Genomic DNA, 18018 nt, shown 5'->3' with positions numbered 1-18018 from the left:
TTTTCTTGTAAGACTCTAAATAAAGCCTACCGAACTTCTTACCCTTGATTTCTTTTGACATCGTAACTTAAATTTAGTGATTAATACTTGTTCGTAACGATGTTAAGTTTATACAGGACGAGTCACGCAGGGAAAGGGAATTGTCATGAGTTCCCCGCCAATTGCCGCCATTTCACCGCCACATAGCACCAGGGTTTTTTAAGAAAGGGCGAGCGTGCATTTATCATCCTCTCACTCATTCTTTATCATCCTTTTCTTACTCCGCTCTTACTCTTGATGGCTCTTCCATGAGTTTTCCAAGGTTTTACCGTGGGTAATATCCCATCAATAAACCATTGAGAACTCATGCATAACTAATGAAGAACTCATCGAACTAGGGTGAATGTAAGCTGCATTCTGGTAATCCACAACCTGTTTGGGTATAATACAACGTAAATAATTTTCGCTCTACGCTTGTTGATCCCTATATTTGAGTTATGGAAGCCTTAGACAAACCTCAAAAAATGCACCTTGGAAGAAAGATAAGCAGGATAAGAGAAATTCGTGGGATTAAACAAGAACATTTGGCCCAGGAGTTAGGAGTATCCCAACAGTCGATTTCGAGGATTGAGCAGAGTGAGTTTGTTGAGGATGAGGTTCTTGCTAAAGTAGCGAAGGTACTTGGCGTTACATCCGAAGCTATTAAAAGTTTCAATGAAGATTCAGTGATTAATTTCTTTAACAACTTCAATGATAGCAGTTCTAATAATGGGGCTTTCTATGCCAACAATTGCACTTTCAACCCCTTAGATAAGGTGGTGGAGCTTTACGAACGCCTTCTTCAAAGCGAGCGTGAAAAGATCGAAATTTTGAAAGGCAACAAGTAATTTCCATTCGTTCAATCATTCTCTCATCCATTCATTCACTCATTTACTCCTTCATTCATTCTCTCATCCACTCATTCTCCCATTTACTTGCCAGATACTCCCCGCATACTCCCCAGATAAAGCATAGATAAAGCACAGATAGTCCGATAGAAAGGCCTAAATCAAAAAATAAACCTGACACCATTTACTAATCCAACTCGTCTATCTATTAATCAAAAAGCATTATAAACCTTTTAATCTTTAATAAGTCATACAATCGGGATAAGTCCCATAAACACACACATTAGATATGAAAGTTTTTAGAAAACTGGCTCTGGGCTTACTGTTTATAGTAGCTGCAAGCCTTAATGGAGCCACTACCGTGATGGCTCAGTCAAGGATGTATGGTTCTTCTTACAATTCTTTCTATGATGATCTGGCGCCTCATGGACGTTGGGTTAACAATAGGGAGTATGGTGAAGTCTGGATCCCAAACGTAGAAAGGGGATTTCAACCTTACGCAACCAGGGGGCATTGGGTAATGACTGAGTATGGAAATACCTGGGTTTCAGATTATGATTGGGGATGGGCTCCTTTTCATTATGGTAGATGGACGTATGATGAATATTATGGTTGGATATGGATCCCCGGGAATGAATGGGGACCAGCATGGGTCAGTTGGAGATCTGATAACGATTATTACGGGTGGGCTCCTCTCGGTCCTGGTGTCGATATTAATATCAACATTAATATTCCTCTAGCAAGATGGATCTTTGTTCCCAGAAGCCGGTTTATGACCCGCAATGTTTACGATTATTGCGTTCCAAGACAAAGGGTGGTGAATGTTTATCATAACACTACCGTGATCAATAATATTTACGTTAATGGAAACAGGAGGTACGTTTCCGGTCCTCGCCGGGATGATATTGAGCGTAGTACCCGCCAAAGGGTAAATGTATACCGGGTAGATAATAACGACCGACCTTCAAGAACTGTTGAGAGGGATGGATCTTTACGTGTTTATCGTCCTGAAAGCATTGATAGACCTAACAGGTCTTCTCGTGGTGATGGTAGAATTGAGGACTATCGTAACGGACGAGATCGCGATGATAACAGGAACTACGGTAATAGCAGAGATCAGAGGTCTGATTACAACGGAAGGGTAGATGACCGAAATAATTATCCTGGCCGGGATAGAAATCCGAATGTAAGTGACTCAAGGCCGGGTAACGATGGAAGGACTTATGACAGAGGTAATAGCCCTGGCAGAGATTATTCACAGGACAGGGAAAGAAGTCAGCAGGAACGTTATTCCCGTCAGCAAAATGATAGGATGAGGGGTAATAGTTCGGAAAGGCCAAGTCCTTCAGGGTCCACTGGTAGAGAACAGCAGGGAGGAAATGCTGAACGCCCTTCTGCCAGACCTGATAGGAATCAGAATCCTCCCAGCAATAATGGCGAGCAAAGAGGCAACTCTTCTGGCAACCAGGGCAATAGTCGTGGAGGTACTGAAAACTCTTCAGGTCGTAGCCGTCCCATAAGAGGATAATTTAGAGGTTAAAGGTCTGAGGTAAAAGGAGAAAGGTCCTTTTTTAACTTTTGATTTTTATGCCTCACAAAAAAAGCTGAAAGGTAAGGAGCTTCTTGCTCCGCCATTCAGCTTTTTGCGTTTTATATAAGCTTTGTGCTTTCAGCTTTCACCTCTCTGCTCTCACCTTTTCCCTTTCACCTTTTCCCTCTCAGCTCTTGCCTCTCAGTTTTTGTTCGTTCTAAATAAGCTTCCAGCTTTCACCTCTCTACTCTCCCTTTAGCCTTTCACCTTTATCCTTTTACCTCTCATCTCTCCGTTCCTCCTGCCACTGCTTACTAAAAGACTTAGGTGCTATCTCAGGTAATTCCCTATGTGATCCCCAGGCTTTCTTAAAGAAATTCCTCAGGAAGAAATTCTTGAACTTACCGCCTACAAAATCCATAAACTTCCTTTTTAGCATACCCTTCTTCCAGGCTGCCCATCCCGTCTTCTCAATCTTAGTAACCACACCTTCCTTAACAGCATCTCTCCGGTTAAGTAACAGCATTTTGTGGATATCGATCTTCACGGGACAAACCTCCGAACATTTACCACAGAGACTGGAAGCATAGCTCAAGTGCTTAAAATCTTCCATGCCTTTCATATGAGGTGTGATCACCGAACCAATAGGTCCGCTATAAGTAGTTTGATAGGTATGACCACCAACATTCTTGTAAATCGGACAGGCATTTAAACAAGCTCCGCAGCGAATGCAATAAAGTCCCTGGCGCTGATCCTTTTGAGCCAAAAGATTTGTGCGACCGTTGTCCAATAGAATAACGTACATCTCTTCAGGACCGTCAGTCTCCCATTCTTGTCTCGGGCCGCTGAAAAGGCTATTATACACGGTTAGATTTTGACCGGTACCATGGGTTGCTAATAGAGGCCAGAACAGATCTAAGTCAGTTATAGAAGGAATTACCTTTTCGATTCCTGCAATAACGATATGGATTTTAGGGAATGTTGTGGTCAAACGACCATTGCCTTCGTTTTCAGTCAGGGCAATGCTGCCAGTATCAGCGACTAAAAAATTAGCTCCTGTGATGCCTACATCAGCAGTGGTATATTTCTCTCTAAGCAGTTCACGGGCTTTTTGAGTTAATTGCTCCGGAGTTGCGTCGGGAGCTGTTCCAAATTTCTCATGAAACAACTTTGCAATGTCTTCCTTGCTCAGGTGCATGGCTGGAGTTACAATATGATAAGGCTTTTGCCCAAGTAACTGAACAATGTATTCCCCCAGATCACTCTCCAGCGTTTCAATATTATTTTCTGCAAGAAATTCATTCAGGTGAATTTCCTCAGTCGACATAGATTTCGACTTGATGACAGACTTCGCCCTGGCTTTTTTGAGGATATTCAGGATCTCGGTCTGAGCTTCTTCTGCATCATTTGCCCAGATCACTTTACCCCCTCGTTTCTGAAAGTTGGCTTCGAACTCTGGTAAAAACTTATCCAGGTTCTCCATCACTTTCCATTTTATCGTATGTGCCTTACGTTTAGACTGCTCAAGATTAGCCAATTTTGACAAGCCACGCTCAACTGCCGTATGGTACCTGCCCATATTGAAGTTAATGATCTTGCGGTGGTTTAAGTCAAATGCTTTATCTTCAGATGTTTCTAAAAAATCCTCGGCAAATTTTGTCATATAGCGAAGTTATTAATTTTTAAAGGGACTTATTCCCAATATTTCTTCCTTAATTTTTTCATGCATCCTGTTACATCTTAATTGTTTGACTCGTCTTATATGTACACACACTTAGTATAATATTCACAATTAAATTAAATCAAAGATGAAAGGGGCTCTTGTAGGAACGTTATTAGCCGTTGCAGTAGTATTACAATCTTGTTCAACACAAGTTTATAACAATAGAGGCTATTTGAAACAAACAGACATTAATGGGAAAAAGGTAGCGATCTTACCGGTTGAGGTAGAGTTAACTGGGCGGCTACCAAAGAACATGACAGAGTCTGGCAAAACCAAATTAGAAAACGATGAGTCAAGGCTGATCCAGCAGCAGCTTTTTGGACAGTACCTATACAAATCAAAAAAGGGCAAGAAGAGGAAGGCTATAGATCTGATCAACGTTGATAGGGTTAATAGCACTTTATCGGAGAAGGGAATAGATGCAAGGCAAGCATGGGCAATGGATCCGGATAGCCTGGGAAGATTACTAGGAGCTGACCTGGTTTTAAAAGTAAGGGTGAAGAAGGACCGTATAATGTCTGAAACCGCTTCCTTAGGTATTGGCGTTGCAGGCGCTGTCCTTGATAATATTTTCAGCAAGAGTGATAACGTAAATACAACGCCAACCAACACTGCGAAAACATACAACTTGTTCCTGGATGCTACTTTAACAGATGTTAAATCTCATGCTGTAGTAACTAAGTTTAGTCATAAAGGTGATGCCAATTGGAACCGCCGTCCGGAAGAAGTAATTGAATCCTCCGGAAGGAAGATTGTGAGAAAGGGAGTTGTTTACGCGAGTAACTAGAACGGACGTTCAATAATAAAGAAGGGCAATAGTTCAGATCCTAACCTGAACTATTGCCCTTCTTTATTTATAGCGCTGCAGAAGAATCCCCTACAAGTGCAACCACCTTCTTCTTACCAGCATCTGATCTTCCGTTACATCCTCACTCTCTGCAATCCTGTAGCGGAAAGAATTATTCGCACTGAGCTGAATATCTAACGTCTGGATTAATCCATCCCTTGAGATAAGCACTTGAATTTTCTCTCCTACTTTTTTAGTCACCACTGAACGGTCAAGGTCGCTTATCTTGGTATTAGGGTCAACAGCAAGTGTAATGCGGTTATTGTCAATGGCAATGATCTCATCATTAACATTCAAACCATAGTTCCACGCAGAACTTCCTCTTGCAACTGCAGTTACTGTTACCTTTCCATCCTTAATAACTGTAGCTGCTCCTAAGAAAGGTTGAACCCTGCCTTTATTGTCGTCAACCAAAGCTAATCCGGCATGACCTAAATAGTTATTGAAACTGATAGGTTGAGTGCCGTTCACGTAATCATTGTAAATTTTATCTAGTGATTTGCCTGCCACTTTTTCAGCCATTGCCCTGAACTCTGCATCCGTAAAGCCGCGTTTTTGCTTTTTGTAGTACTCATCGTACATTGCTTTCATCACATCATCCAAGCCTTTTTTACCTTTAGTGGAGCCCAAAATTTCCAGGTCGAGAACCATCGCTAATACTGCTCCCTTATCATAATATGAAATTGTTGAGTTTCTGGAGTTCTCGTGCGGGCGGTAATACTTAATCCATGCATCAAAGCTAGCCTCGCTAACAGGCTGTACACGGTTACCGGGTTGGTTTTCTACAGTATTGATATCTGCATTAACTACGTCCAGATATTTCTCTGGAGTATAAAGGCCAGCACGACGTAACATTAAATTATCATAATAAGCCGTAAAGCCTTCGGATATCCACAGATCAGTAGTATAATTCTCCTGATCATAGTTAAATGGTCCAAGTGCCTGAGGACGAAGACGCTTAACATTCCATAAGTGAAAGTACTCGTGGGCTACCAGACCTAAAAATCCTTTATATCCTGCTTCATCAGCATAGCTCAATCTTCTTGCACCTAAAACTGTAGAATTAAGATGCTCTAAACCACCACCTCCGGTAGAAGTGTTATGCACGATGAATACATAGTGTTTATTAGGGTTTTCTCCAAATACCGCTGTTTCCGTTTCAACAATTTTAGCCATGTCGGCAGACAATCTTGCTTTATCGTAATTCCCGCCACCATACATGGCCACCTCATGCCTTACGCCTGCTGCAGTAAATTCAAATACGTCCTGGTTGCCTACTTCTAATGGAGAATCATACAGGATGTCGAAATCCGGAGCGAGGAAAGTGTTTTCTTTACCCTTTACCGGCTCTAGTCCGGTAGAAACTTTTGCCCAGTTCTTCGCCAGACGGATCTTTACCGTTGATGGTTCTTTAATCATTCCATCTACATACATAAATACTCCTGTTGGAGATAGAAAGGCATGTGATGCATCTACAAAGCTAGTCCGTACAGAAAGCTCAAAGGCATAAACCCTGTAATTAACCTTGATTTCACTCTTATTATTAAGTGATACTCTCCATGTATTTTTGTTGGTCTTTTTAAATCCCAGCGTATTTCCTTTGCTATCGGCTGCGCTAAAACCTTCTACGTTTTTTGCAAATTCTCTTACCAAATAAGACCCAGGAGCCCATACGGGCATCTTTATATCCACAAAGTCTCTACCTAAGTCTGCAATAGACATTTCTACATCAATATAATGGGCTTGTGGTTCAGAGAAGGATACCTCAAAATTGATCTTTGTGGCAGCTGTTGATTCATCGAGAGTTAGAGACATAAGGATTAATGTTATAAAAGAAAAATATAATGATCTCATGTGTGCTGTTTTTGCAAAAATACTTTTAATGGGAAATAAACATAAACTATTTCGAGCTGTAAAATAGTTGATACACTCAACTAATTATATATTCGCTGAGCTAGTTTTGATGTTATAAGAACGTGAATAAGGCCTCGATTGCACCTGTTAGATTGTTTATTTCCCTAATAAAGAAACCTTCGGGAACTCCGAAAGGGACTAATAAAAACATTACAGCTATGCTCAATCAAATTGGATCAAATCTGGTTGATATAAAGCCCTTTAAATTTATTATTAGAAACGCGCACCTAAATAGAATATGAGACTTAGATACATTATTTATACAATCCTTATCGTTGGCTTTTGCTCCCTGGTGGGCTATCGACTAATTAAAGGGTCTGGAGCAAAGGAAAAAGGTGCTGCAAAAGGTGCCGGTGGACCAGGTGGGCCAGCCAAACCGGTAAGGGTAAATGGGGTAGTGATAGTACCTCGGAAATTTGATAACTCCCTCTCGGTTACCGGGACAATTGAACCGAATGAACAGGTACAGGTGCGAAGTGAAATATCAGGTCTGGTACGTGGAATTTATTTTAAGGAAGGGAGTAATGTTCGCCGGGGTCAAACCCTTCTTACTATAGACGATGCAGAGCTCCGGGCTCAATTATCTCAGGCGCTAACAAGACAGAACCTGGCGCAGCAGAACGAGAGACGCGCGCGTTTACTTTTAGAGAAAGAGGCGATCAGTCGCGAAGAATACGATGCTTCGCTGGCCGAGTTCCGTTCACAAAGCTCGCAAACACAGTTAATCCGTGCACAGCTGTCAAAAACGGTGATCAAAGCTCCTTTTAATGGTAAAATTGGATTAAGGGCTATTTCCGTGGGTGAATACCTTACTCCAACTACTACGGTTGCTAATCTGGTTAATACCAATCCTGTAAAGATCACTTTTTCAGTTCCTGAAAAATATTCAAGGTCTGTAAAGTTAAATACAGAGGTGAGATTCACGGTAGCGGGTTCCACCCAGAAATACAGGGCAAAAGTCTATGCCATTGAACCCCAGGTAGAGACCACCACCCGTACGCTGCAGCTAAGGGCAAGGGCTGATAATCCTGATGGCGTTTTAGTGCCGGGACTATTTGCAACGGTCGACTTACCGCTGGCAACCCTCGAAGATGCTATCCTGGTTCCAACTGAAGCTATAGTTCCTGTTCAGGAAGGTAAAAAGGTTTTTGTGGCCGACAGTGGTAAGGCAAAAGAGGTGATGGTACAAACCTCTACGCGTACAGAAAAAGATATTTTAATTACTTCAGGTTTAAAACCTGGAGATACGGTAATTACTTCAGGGTTGATGTCTTTAAAACCGGAGGCACCGGTAAAGGTAAATACAGGAAGAAAGAAATAGGAGGGAAAGATGAGTCTGTCGACAACAAGTATAAAACGTCCTGTATTAACTATTGTAGTTAATCTGGTCTTAATTCTTTTCGGTGTTATTGGATACAGTTTCCTTGGAATAAGGGAGTATCCTTCGATTGACCCCGCAATAGTATCGGTTCGCACAAACTACGCCGGTGCGAATGCAGATATCATCGAGTCTCAGATCACCGAGCCGCTGGAGAAGTCCATTAATTCCATTGACGGAATACGGAATATATCCTCTACCAGTAATCAGGGAACAAGTAATATCAACATTGAGTTCAATCTTGATAAAAACCTGGAAGAAGCTGCCAATGATGTTCGTGATAAAGTATCCCAGGCTATTAGAAGCTTACCTCAGGACATTGATGCTCCTCCGGTAGTGAGTAAAGCTGATGCGGATTCTGAGCCTATTATTACAATGACCATCAGGAGTAGTTCCCGTGATCAGCTTCAATTGAGCGACTATGCGGAGAATGTTGTATCTCAACGGCTTCAAACAATACCTGGAGTTAGCAGCGTGCAGATATGGGGGCAGAAAAGGTTTGCTATGCGCCTCTGGCTTGATCCGGTTAAGCTTGCTTCTTATGGCTTAACAGTCTCCGACGTTAGAGATGCCTTGAATCGAGAAAACGTTGAACTTCCATCGGGAAAGGTGAGCGGTGCAAATACAGAGCTGATTGTAAAAACAATTGGAAACCTATCCTCTGCGGAGCAGTTTAATGATCTGATTGTCAAATCTGATTCGGGAAGTATTATCCGGTTTAGTGATGTTGGAACTGCAGAGTTAGGTCCGGAGAACCTCGAGGCGAAAATGACGGAATCTGGCCAGCCTATGGTGGGTATGGCTATCGTACCTCAACCTGGCACCAACTACCTGCAAATAGCTAAGCAGTTCTACACAGAGTTTGAAAAACTGAAAAAGGATCTGCCAAAGGATATTACCCTGAATATTGCAATGGACAATACTTTGTTCATTAAACAATCGGTCACCGAAGTGGCAGAGACTATCCTTATTGCTCTTGTTCTGGTTATCTTCATTATCTACCTCTTCTTTCGCGACTGGGGCATCGCATTCCGGCCATTGATCGATATACCCGTGTCATTGATCGCTACCTTTTTTATCATGTACATGGCTGGTTTTTCTATCAATGTACTCACTTTGCTGGCCATTGTGCTTGCAACGGGACTGGTTGTGGACGACGGGATCGTGGTAACCGAAAATATTTATAAGAAAGTGGAAGAAGGCATGTCGCCGATTGAAGCGGCTGTTAAAGGATCAAATGAGATTTTCTGGGCGGTAATTTCCATCTCGATCACCCTTGCGGCGGTTTTCCTGCCGGTGATTTTCCTCGAGGGATTTGTGGGACGTTTATTTAGGGAATTTGGTGTGGTCATCGGAGCTGCGGTACTTATTTCCGCTTTCGTGTCACTTACTTTAACTCCAATGCTAAATGCATATCTTATTAAAAGTGGGGGACATAAGCATTCCAGGTTCTATGAAATCACCGAGCCTTATTTTGTAAGAATGAATAAAGGTTACGCCGATGCTCTGGGTAGTTTTATGGCTAAGAAATGGCTAAGTATTCCTATTCTTCTTGTTTGTTTTGGTCTAATTTTCCTGTTCTTTAAAATATTACAGAAAGAAACTGCGCCGTATGACGACCGCAGTATGCTGCGGCTTCAGGTTACAGCACCTGAAGGTTCTTCTTTCGAGTATACCGACAGGTTTATGGAAGAACTCACGCGGCTTATTAACGACTCCGTTCCGGAGAAAGCTGTTAACCTGGTAATAACATCCCCAAATTTCGGTGGTGCGGGAAGCGTTAATAACGGTATGGCGAGGCTCGCTTTGAAACCTTCAGACGAAAGGGAGCGCTCGCAAAGGGAAGTGGCAGAATATCTTACAAAAGCAACTAAAAAGTATTCTCAGGCACAGGTAAGGGTGAATGAACAGCCGACCATATCGGTTAACCGACGGGGAGGTCTTCCTATTCAGTTCATCATTCAGGCTCCCAATTTCCAAAAGCTGGAGGAGAAGATCCCGCAATTTATGGATGAGGTAGGTAAGGACCCTACGTTCTCTACTTCAGATATAAATCTAAAATTCAACAAGCCCGAGATCAATGTTACTATCGATAGAGAGAAAGCTCAGAGTTTAGGAGTTTCAGTAATTGATATCGCACAAACTTTACAACTTTCCCTAAGCGGTCAAAGATTCGGCTATTACATAATGAATGGCCGTCAGTACCAGGTGATCGGTCAGTTTAACAGGGCAGACAGGGACGAACCGGTAGACCTTGCCTCACTCTTTGTTCGTAGCAGCAGCGGGCAGCTTATTCAATTAGACAACCTGGTGAATATCCAGGAAAGAAGCAGTCCTCCACAACTATACCATAACAACAGATACCTTTCTGCTACAGTTTCTGCGGGTCTTGCACCGGGACAAAGTATTGGCGATGGAATTGATGCAATGGAAAGAATTGCAGATAAAGTTTTGGATGAAACCTTTTCAACAGATCTTGGAGGGGAGTCGCGCGACTTTGTTGAAAGTGGATCAAACACCTTGTTTGCCTTTGGTCTTGCCCTTCTTCTCATTTACCTGATCCTTGCAGCTCAGTTTGAAAGTTTTATTGATCCCTTGATCATCATTCTTACCGTGCCGATGGCGGTTGCAGGGGCAATGCTTTCGCTCTGGTTATTTGGTCAAACCTGGAATATTTTCAGTCAGATCGGGACCATTATGCTTATCGGACTGGTAACTAAGAATGGAATTCTGATCGTTGAGTTTGCCAATCAGCTCAGGGAGCAGGGGCGTACTAAGATGGAGGCTGTGATGGAAGCTGCAGAGGCTCGCTTGCGTCCGATATTAATGACGAGTCTTGCTATTGCCCTCGGTGCATTACCTATTGCCATGGCTCTTGGAGCTGCTGCCCAAAGCCGTGTGGGTATGGGAGTTGTAATTGTGGGGGGCACCGTTTTTTCCCTCATATTAACGCTGTTCGTTATCCCAGCCATCTACTTTATGTGGGCGCGGGAAAAGAAACACCGGCCCGAGTTTGATAATCTGGAAGCCCTCGAAAAAGGAGAACTTGCAACAGTACATAATTAAGCAATGAGAGTTAAATTTTTATTATTCCTATTGCTGGGGTTATCATTTTCCCTGTTAAGCAATGCCCAGGAGGTACTAACTGTTGAAGAAGCAGTACGGATAGCCCTGGAAAATAATTTCAATATAAGAATTGCCAGTAATGATGTGGAGATTGCTGAGAACAATGTAAACCGTGCTAATGCGGGAATGCTGCCGAGTATTACCGGTAATTTCTCCAATAACAACACTATTCAAACTGGCTCACAGACTCGTGCTACGGGGGAAGTGAATACCACCAGGAATGGTCATGGATCAAACCGGAGCTATGGGGCTGTCCTTAACTGGACTATTTTTGACGGATTTAGGATGTTTGCCCGTTATGAGCAGTTAAAAGAACTGGAAAAATTAGGTGAAGCGAATTTGCAGCTGACTGTGCTAACGAATGTGGGGGAAGTGATCCGGCGATATTATGAACTGGTGCAGCAAAAGCAGCAACTCAAAGCGTACGATACTGCTGTTGCTATTTCAAGGTTAAGAGTTAATACAGCTCAAACCAGGTTTGAGATTGGAAAATCTGCCCGCCTGGAAGTACTTAATGCACAAGTGGATTTTAACACGGATACTACCAATTTATTACGCGAGCAGGAGTTATACCGGAACACGCAGATCGCTTTAAATGAGTTAATGGGAAGACCGGTAGATTTAACTTTTTCTGTTATAGACGAAGTTCCTGTAGATCAGAAACTGAGTTTGACCGATCTGAGAGCTGTAGCATCTCAACAAAGTCCCTCTTTACAGGCAGCACTTGTTAGCAGGAGGATTGCGGAACTTGATTTGAAGCAGGTAAAGGCCGACAGATATCCGGTGATCGGATTAAATACCGGTTATACTAATAGCCGTAACAAGGCAGCATTAGGTTTCTCTACTCTAAATACCAACAGAGGTTTCAACTATGGGATTACCGCTTCAATAAACATATTTAACGGTTTTTTGCAGAAACGAAATGAACGTAATGCAGCAATAGCTATTGAAAGTGCCGACCTGGATTACCAGCGGATCAAACAAAGTGTGAATTCTCAACTTGCATCAGCATTTCAATCTTATCAAACTAATTTGAGTCTTCTTCAGTTAGAGCTAAGTAATCAGAAGATTGCCAGGCAAAACCTGGATATTACACTTGCAAAGTATCGCCTCGGCAGTATTACACAAGTAGAGATTCGCGATGCTCAGCTTAATTACCTGAACGCAACCGTAAGGCTTAATACTGCAATAGCGCAGGCAAAGCAGTCGGAGATCAGTCTGCTTGAAATTTCGGGCAACCTCAACTTAAAAAATTAAAAACCGTTTTGTATGTTTGATGAAAAATTATAAAACCCTAAGACAATTCAACCGTATAAGCCAGAAGGCAGCTATAGAGGGGCAATTATGATGGATTCTAAATACAAAACTGTTTTACTGATTGACGATAGTTATATCGATAACTTGATCAATCGTAAAATTTTGGAGAGTAGTCAGTTCGCTGATGAAATTGTAGTTATGGATTCACCGGTGAAAGCCATTGAATACCTGGATAAATGTTTTGATGAGCACATGATGCCCGAAATCATTTTCCTGGATATCCGGATGCCTGAAATGAATGGTTTTGAATTCCTTCAGAAGATTAGAGAAATTGGAGGTGTTAATAGTGCTGATATTAAGATTTATGTCTTATCTTCTTCTCTTGATCCCAACGACCTCAAAAAGATCGAAGCAAATAATTTAATCACTAAATTTATAGGAAAGCCCCTTACCGTGCGGGCGCTTGAGGATATAAAGTAATGATTTTAGTAGCCGATAGCGGTTCATCAAAAACAGACTGGATATTAAAATTAGGCGATACTGAGTTAAAAGAATTCACTACCCGGGGTATTAATCCTTACTTCCAGACCGACAAAGACATTTGCAAAGTTTTATCAGCTTATGATGAAATCCAGGAGTACAATTCCAGGGTTAAGGAGGTGTATTTCTTTGGAGAGGGCTGTACTACTCCTGATAAAAGGGAAATAGTATCAAATGGCCTGTCTAAAGTATTTTCACGGGCCTATATAAGCGTTGAAAATGATGCCTTAGGTTCGGCCTATGCTACTTGTGGGAAGAAAAAAGGGTTTACCTGTATCCTTGGAACAGCTTCTAATGTTGCTTTTTATGATGGTGAACAGGTCCATGAGGGTGTTCACGGATTGGGTTTTGTATTTGGAGATGAAGGTTCAGGAACTTACTTCGGTAAAAAGCTCATTACAGACTACCTCTATGATAAAATGCCTGCCCATGTCAGAAAAGCGTTCAAAAAGGACTATGATATCAATAAGGATATTGTAATTCGTAATGTTTATCAGGAGCCTTTACCGAATTTTTATCTCGCCTCTTTTGCAAAATTCTTGAGTTCAAACAGGGGAGAAGAGTATGTTGAAAGTATCCTTCATTTTGGTATTGAGGAGTTTATAAAAACGCATTTGTTACCCTATCCTACGCACCAGTCTTATCCCTGCCATTTCGTAGGTTCTATAGCCTATCATTTCCAGGATGTTTTAACCGGAGTTTGCCAAAAGCATAAGATCAAAATTGGAAAGGTTCTGTCTAATCCCATCCATGACCTGGCCGACTTTTTAACTCAAACCTGATATTTTCCTATATAAATTCAAAACTATTTACGTTTATAACTATTATTAATTGCTAGAGGAGACGTGATATTAAGGCCGGGATTGTAAGGCAAATTTTAAGCAAATTTTGGATTTATAATTCTGTACGTATATCTTCGTCCTTATAGAGACAAGACTATATCAGCTAATTCTGGTGTAGTCTTGTTTGTTTTTTATAGATGTTCAATCACAAAATTAGTGCGATATGGCAGAGATAACCTATTATACCAAAGAAGGATTAGAAAAGCTAAAAGAAGAGTTACATTTCTTAAAAACTGAAGGAAGAGCACAAATAGCAAAAGCTATTGCAGAAGCTCGGGATAAGGGCGACTTATCGGAGAATGCTGAGTACGATGCTGCAAAAGAAGCTCAGGGGCACCATGAAACGAAAATTGCTAAGCTTGAAGATACTCTTGCGCATGCCCGTATCATCGACGAGTCTAAACTCGACACCTCAAAAGTCTTAGCCTTATCGAAAGTTAAGATCAAAAACGTTAAGAACGGTACAACTATGACCTATCAGTTAGTGTCTGAATCTGAAGCAGATTTAAAATCAGGGAAGATTTCAGTTAAGTCTCCGATAGCAAAAGGTCTCTTAGGTAAATCGGTTGGCGATAAAGCCGAAATCGCTGTTCCTGCAGGAAACATCGAGTTCGAGATCCTTGAGATTTCTAGATAATTTCAGTATTCCGAATAATTTAATTCAACAAGTAAATGGCTTCTATCTTTTCAAGAATCGTTGCCGGAGAGATTCCTGCTTATAAAGTGGCTGAGGATGAGAATTACCTCGCCTTTTTAGATGTGTTCCCATTAATTAAAGGACATGTATTGGTAATACCGAAACAGGAGGTCGATTATATTTTTGATTTAGAGGATGAGGTTTACACGGGACTTCAACTTTTTGCGAAGAAAGTAGCAAAGGGTCTGAAAGAAGCTGTTCCTTGTAAAAGGATAGGTGTTACTGTAATTGGACTGGAAGTGCCTCATGTTCATATTCATTTGGTTCCAATGAACGGAATGGACGATATGAATTTTTCAAAGCCAAAGCTTAAGCTGGAGGCCGAAGAAATGAAAGAGATAGCTCAAAGAATTGCTGCTAAAATAGATCTTTAGAAAATTCTAAAATATGAGGGTCTGGTTGCTACGCTTCCAGACCCTCATATTTTTTATAATCAAGCTGATTTGCCCTTTAGAATAGCTAGAGGATTCGCAACTCTTTTTTGATTGTCTTTTACAAACGATGCCCAGCCAGAATAGCTCTTAGAGCCAACTCCACTGGTGCTTGTGCGTTGAAAGCAATGGCATAGAGCGACCGCCAGGCCGTCTGTAGCGTCCAGGAACTGAGGTGTTTCGGTGAATTTCAGGAGCGTTTGCAGCATAGCGGCTACTTGCTCCTTCGTGGCATTCCCATTTCCCGTGATAGACTGCTTTATTTTTCTGGGAGAGTATTCGAAAATAGGAAGGCCTCTTGATAAAGCTGCTGCCATAGCAACTCCTTGCGCCCTCCCCAGCTTAAGCATTACCTGGATGTTTTTCCCATAAAAGGGAGCTTCGATAGCTAAACAATCAGGATGATATTCATCTATAAGAGCTACTGTTTTTTCAAAGATCCGTTTTAACTTCAATGGATGGTCATCAAGGTGGTCGAGCTTTACAATCCCCAGGCTAACCAGCTCAGATTTTTTGTTCACCTCCTTCACTAACCCATATCCCATCACAGCCGTTCCGGGGTCAATACCCAGAATTATCCTTTCTTTCGACTTCTCTTTCTCCATTATCAAACAATAATACGATTTTAATGCTTAACCACATCTGGGATTTAATGAGATACTTACACGATAATTAAAAAAACATTTACATTTTTGTGCCTCATTGAAGTTTGATGGTTTATAGAAATTGCTGCCTTGACATCTAGTCTTAAAAAAATTTATAACAACCTCCTTAAATTTGCGATTCTTTGTCTTGCAACCGTATTTATCTACCATAAACTTTCAGATAATACCAACCTTCAGAATTTCAACAGGCTCATTTCGGGGCTTTCAAGAACCCTGATTTCCATCACTTTATTTTCTGTGTTTGTTCTAATGCTCATTAACTGGCTCATAGAAGCAGTTAAATGGCGATACCTCGTACGAAGAATTGAGCAGATCACTCTGTGGAAGGCAGTTGAATCTGTCTTTTGTGGTTTAACTATTGCAGTATTCACACCGAACAGGATAGGAGAGTATGGTGGACGGGTCTTTTTTTTGTCACCCAGGAAAAGACTGCATGGCGTAGTGGCCATGGGTATTGGTTCATTAGGCCAGATGGTTTTAACGAATGTGATTGGAGCGGTAGCAATAGGCTGGTTTCTCTTTAGTTTCATCCCAGGAAATACCTTGTTCTTTGTTCTGATAGCACTGGCTGTTGTTCTATTTTCAGCTTTTTTCCTGGTTTTCTATTTCAATATAAACTGGATCATTGGTTATTTGCTCCGGTTTAAGTTCTTAAAACGTTTTTCTAAATTTTTCAGAGTGTTTTCAAGATATCATACGACCGAGCTTATTAAGGTATTTGGCCTCTGTTTATTACGTTTTGGGGTTTTTACCTCCCAGTACTGTTTGGTGATAAAAATGCTTATCCCAACTTTGCCAATATTATCAGTGGCAATGATGGTTTTTATTCTATTTTTCATTCAATCAGCGTTGCCTTCCCTCGATTTACTGGATGTTGGGGTGCGCACTTTTACAGCAAGTTACTTTTTTAGTTATATCACACATCAGGACGTGGCAATCATTGCTGCTACGGCTTTTATCTGGTTGGTTAATCTTATTATTCCGGCTATTTTAGGAGCTCCTTTTGTATTTAAATTGAATTTTTTTGGCACTAATCGTAATTAGCTCCATTGCTTTGTTGCTCACCATGGGCTATGCAGGAGCGGTATTTTATTTTCGGAGTGGTTGGCAAAAGCTTCCTCTTTATGCTCCTGAAGCGAAGGCTCCCCTTACAAGTGTAAGTATTCTTATTGCTGCAAGGAATGAGGAGGAATGTATAGCCTTTACTATAGAAGATATACTCAAACAGAACTATCCTCAGGGTTTGGTGGAACTGATCGTTGTAGATGATCATTCTACTGATCGCACAGCAAATATCGTGGAGTGGTATGGCAAAGACGGTGTGAAACTAATAAAGCTTCGGGAGGATCAGACTTTAAATTCTTATAAGAAAAAGGCCATCACGGTAGCAATCAATGAGGCAAAGGGAGATTTAATCATAACTACTGATGCCGATTGTCGTATGGGACCCGAATGGCTTCGTTCCATCGCCTCCTTTTATGAGAAAAATAATTATAAAATGGTTTCTTCTCCTGTCTCTTATTTCAAGGAGAAAAGTCAGTTCGAGCGCCTCCAAACCCTCGAATTTCTATATCTGATAGGTTTGGGTGCTTCTTCTATCGGTAATGGGAAGCCTTCCACTTGTAACGGCGCTAATCTTGCTTACCGGAGGGATGTTTTCTTTGAGCTGGGAGGATTTAAAGGAATTGATAATCTGGCCTCGGGCGATGATGAACTTTTTTTACATAAGGTTGCCGCGAAGTATCCACAAGGGGTCGGTTTTTGTAAATCAAGGCATGCCATTGTTTATACCACTGCAAAGCCTAATTTGAAGGAGTTTATCAGGCAGAGGAAAAGATGGGCCTCTAAAAGCACTAAATACAAGGAGAAAAGTATTGTTTTTCTTGGCGTGGCTATCTGGGTATTCAATGTATCCGTTTTTTTACATTTCTTATTAGGCTTTATTAACCAAACTTACTGGCTTGTACTCAGCTTGATAATACTCCTTAAATTTATAGCAGAATACGTTTTTTTAAAAGACATAACAGAATTTACACGAAGGAAAGAATTATTAAAACTTCTTCCTTTGCTAACGATTATACATGTATTATATATAATTTACATCGGGGTAGCTGGCAACTCCGGAAAGTATGTTTGGAAAGACAGATTGGTTCGCTAAAGTAGAGCCAACATTCAAATATATTTTGAGGTTATATTGTAAA

General features: G+C 41.3%; 15 protein-coding genes. 12 read left to right on the top strand and 3 right to left on the bottom strand.

Annotated features, from left to right (window positions below; translation table 11 throughout):
- Positions 1 to 476: 476 nt before the first annotated feature.
- On the top strand, positions 477 to 866 hold the full coding sequence (locus J4N24_RS25145) for a helix-turn-helix transcriptional regulator (RefSeq protein WP_207536501.1): 390 nt from the start codon (positions 477 to 479) through the stop codon (positions 864 to 866).
- A gap of 289 nt (positions 867 to 1155) precedes the next feature.
- Entirely contained in the window at positions 1156 to 2394 is a 1239-nt protein-coding gene (locus tag J4N24_RS25140; protein WP_207536500.1) for a DUF6600 domain-containing protein, read from the top strand.
- A 280-nt stretch (positions 2395 to 2674) separates the two neighbouring features.
- On the opposite strand, the gene J4N24_RS25135 is transcribed toward J4N24_RS25140, so the two are convergent.
- On the bottom strand, positions 2675 to 4060 hold the full coding sequence (locus J4N24_RS25135; RefSeq protein WP_207536499.1) for a LutB/LldF family L-lactate oxidation iron-sulfur protein: 1386 nt from the start codon (positions 4058 to 4060) through the stop codon (positions 2675 to 2677).
- A 145-nt stretch (positions 4061 to 4205) separates the two neighbouring features.
- Between J4N24_RS25135 and J4N24_RS25130 the strand changes: the two genes are divergently transcribed.
- Positions 4206 to 4907, top strand: a complete 702-nt coding sequence (locus J4N24_RS25130) for a hypothetical protein (RefSeq protein WP_207536498.1) — start codon at positions 4206 to 4208, stop codon at positions 4905 to 4907.
- Between the two features lie 90 nt (positions 4908 to 4997).
- On the opposite strand, the gene J4N24_RS25125 is transcribed toward J4N24_RS25130, so the two are convergent.
- Positions 4998 to 6782, bottom strand: a complete 1785-nt coding sequence (locus tag J4N24_RS25125; protein WP_242691812.1) for a M61 family metallopeptidase — start codon at positions 6780 to 6782, stop codon at positions 4998 to 5000.
- A 337-nt stretch (positions 6783 to 7119) separates the two neighbouring features.
- On the opposite strand from J4N24_RS25125, the gene J4N24_RS25120 reads away from it, so the two are divergent.
- From J4N24_RS25120 to J4N24_RS25090, 7 genes are all read left to right on the top strand, one after another.
- Positions 7120 to 8202: an efflux RND transporter periplasmic adaptor subunit gene (locus tag J4N24_RS25120; protein ID WP_207536496.1), complete on the top strand. Its 1083-nt coding sequence runs from the start codon at positions 7120 to 7122 to the stop codon at positions 8200 to 8202.
- 9 nt (positions 8203 to 8211) lie between these two features.
- Positions 8212 to 11325, top strand: a complete 3114-nt coding sequence (locus J4N24_RS25115) for an efflux RND transporter permease subunit (RefSeq protein WP_207536495.1) — start codon at positions 8212 to 8214, stop codon at positions 11323 to 11325.
- A gap of 3 nt (positions 11326 to 11328) precedes the next feature.
- Positions 11329 to 12642, top strand: a complete 1314-nt coding sequence (locus J4N24_RS25110) for a TolC family protein (protein ID WP_207536494.1) — start codon at positions 11329 to 11331, stop codon at positions 12640 to 12642.
- An 87-nt stretch (positions 12643 to 12729) separates the two neighbouring features.
- Entirely contained in the window at positions 12730 to 13122 is a 393-nt protein-coding gene (locus J4N24_RS25105; protein ID WP_207536493.1) for a response regulator, read from the top strand.
- On the top strand, positions 13122 to 13964 hold the full coding sequence (locus J4N24_RS25100; RefSeq protein WP_207536492.1) for an N-acetylglucosamine kinase: 843 nt from the start codon (positions 13122 to 13124) through the stop codon (positions 13962 to 13964). Before J4N24_RS25105 ends, J4N24_RS25100 begins: the two co-directional genes overlap by 1 nt.
- A gap of 223 nt (positions 13965 to 14187) precedes the next feature.
- A complete protein-coding gene (gene greA / locus J4N24_RS25095; RefSeq protein WP_207536491.1) occupies positions 14188 to 14661 on the top strand; it encodes a transcription elongation factor GreA in 474 nt (157 codons plus the stop codon).
- Between the two features lie 35 nt (positions 14662 to 14696).
- Entirely contained in the window at positions 14697 to 15095 is a 399-nt protein-coding gene (locus J4N24_RS25090) for an HIT family protein (RefSeq protein WP_207536490.1), read from the top strand.
- Positions 15096 to 15154: 59 nt separating this feature from the next.
- Here J4N24_RS25090 and ruvC read toward each other — a convergent pair whose 3' ends face one another.
- Positions 15155 to 15757, bottom strand: a complete 603-nt coding sequence (gene ruvC, locus J4N24_RS25085; protein WP_207536489.1) for a crossover junction endodeoxyribonuclease RuvC — start codon at positions 15755 to 15757, stop codon at positions 15155 to 15157.
- Between the two features lie 129 nt (positions 15758 to 15886).
- Between ruvC and J4N24_RS25080 the strand changes: the two genes are divergently transcribed.
- Positions 15887 to 16861, top strand: coding sequence for a lysylphosphatidylglycerol synthase domain-containing protein (locus tag J4N24_RS25080; RefSeq protein WP_207536488.1), 975 nt, complete (start codon positions 15887 to 15889; stop codon positions 16859 to 16861).
- On the top strand, positions 16842 to 17975 hold the full coding sequence (locus J4N24_RS25075; protein WP_242691811.1) for a glycosyltransferase family 2 protein: 1134 nt from the start codon (positions 16842 to 16844) through the stop codon (positions 17973 to 17975). The genes J4N24_RS25080 and J4N24_RS25075 overlap by 20 nt, the downstream gene beginning before the upstream one ends.
- The last annotated feature ends 43 nt before the right edge of the window (positions 17976 to 18018 follow it).

Source organism: Desertivirga arenae (assembly GCF_017355785.1).
In the GTDB taxonomy this organism is placed as follows: domain Bacteria; phylum Bacteroidota; class Bacteroidia; order Sphingobacteriales; family Sphingobacteriaceae; genus Desertivirga; species Desertivirga arenae.
Note: the sequence above shows the minus strand (reverse complement) of the source record. Positions and strands in the feature narration are given on the sequence as shown.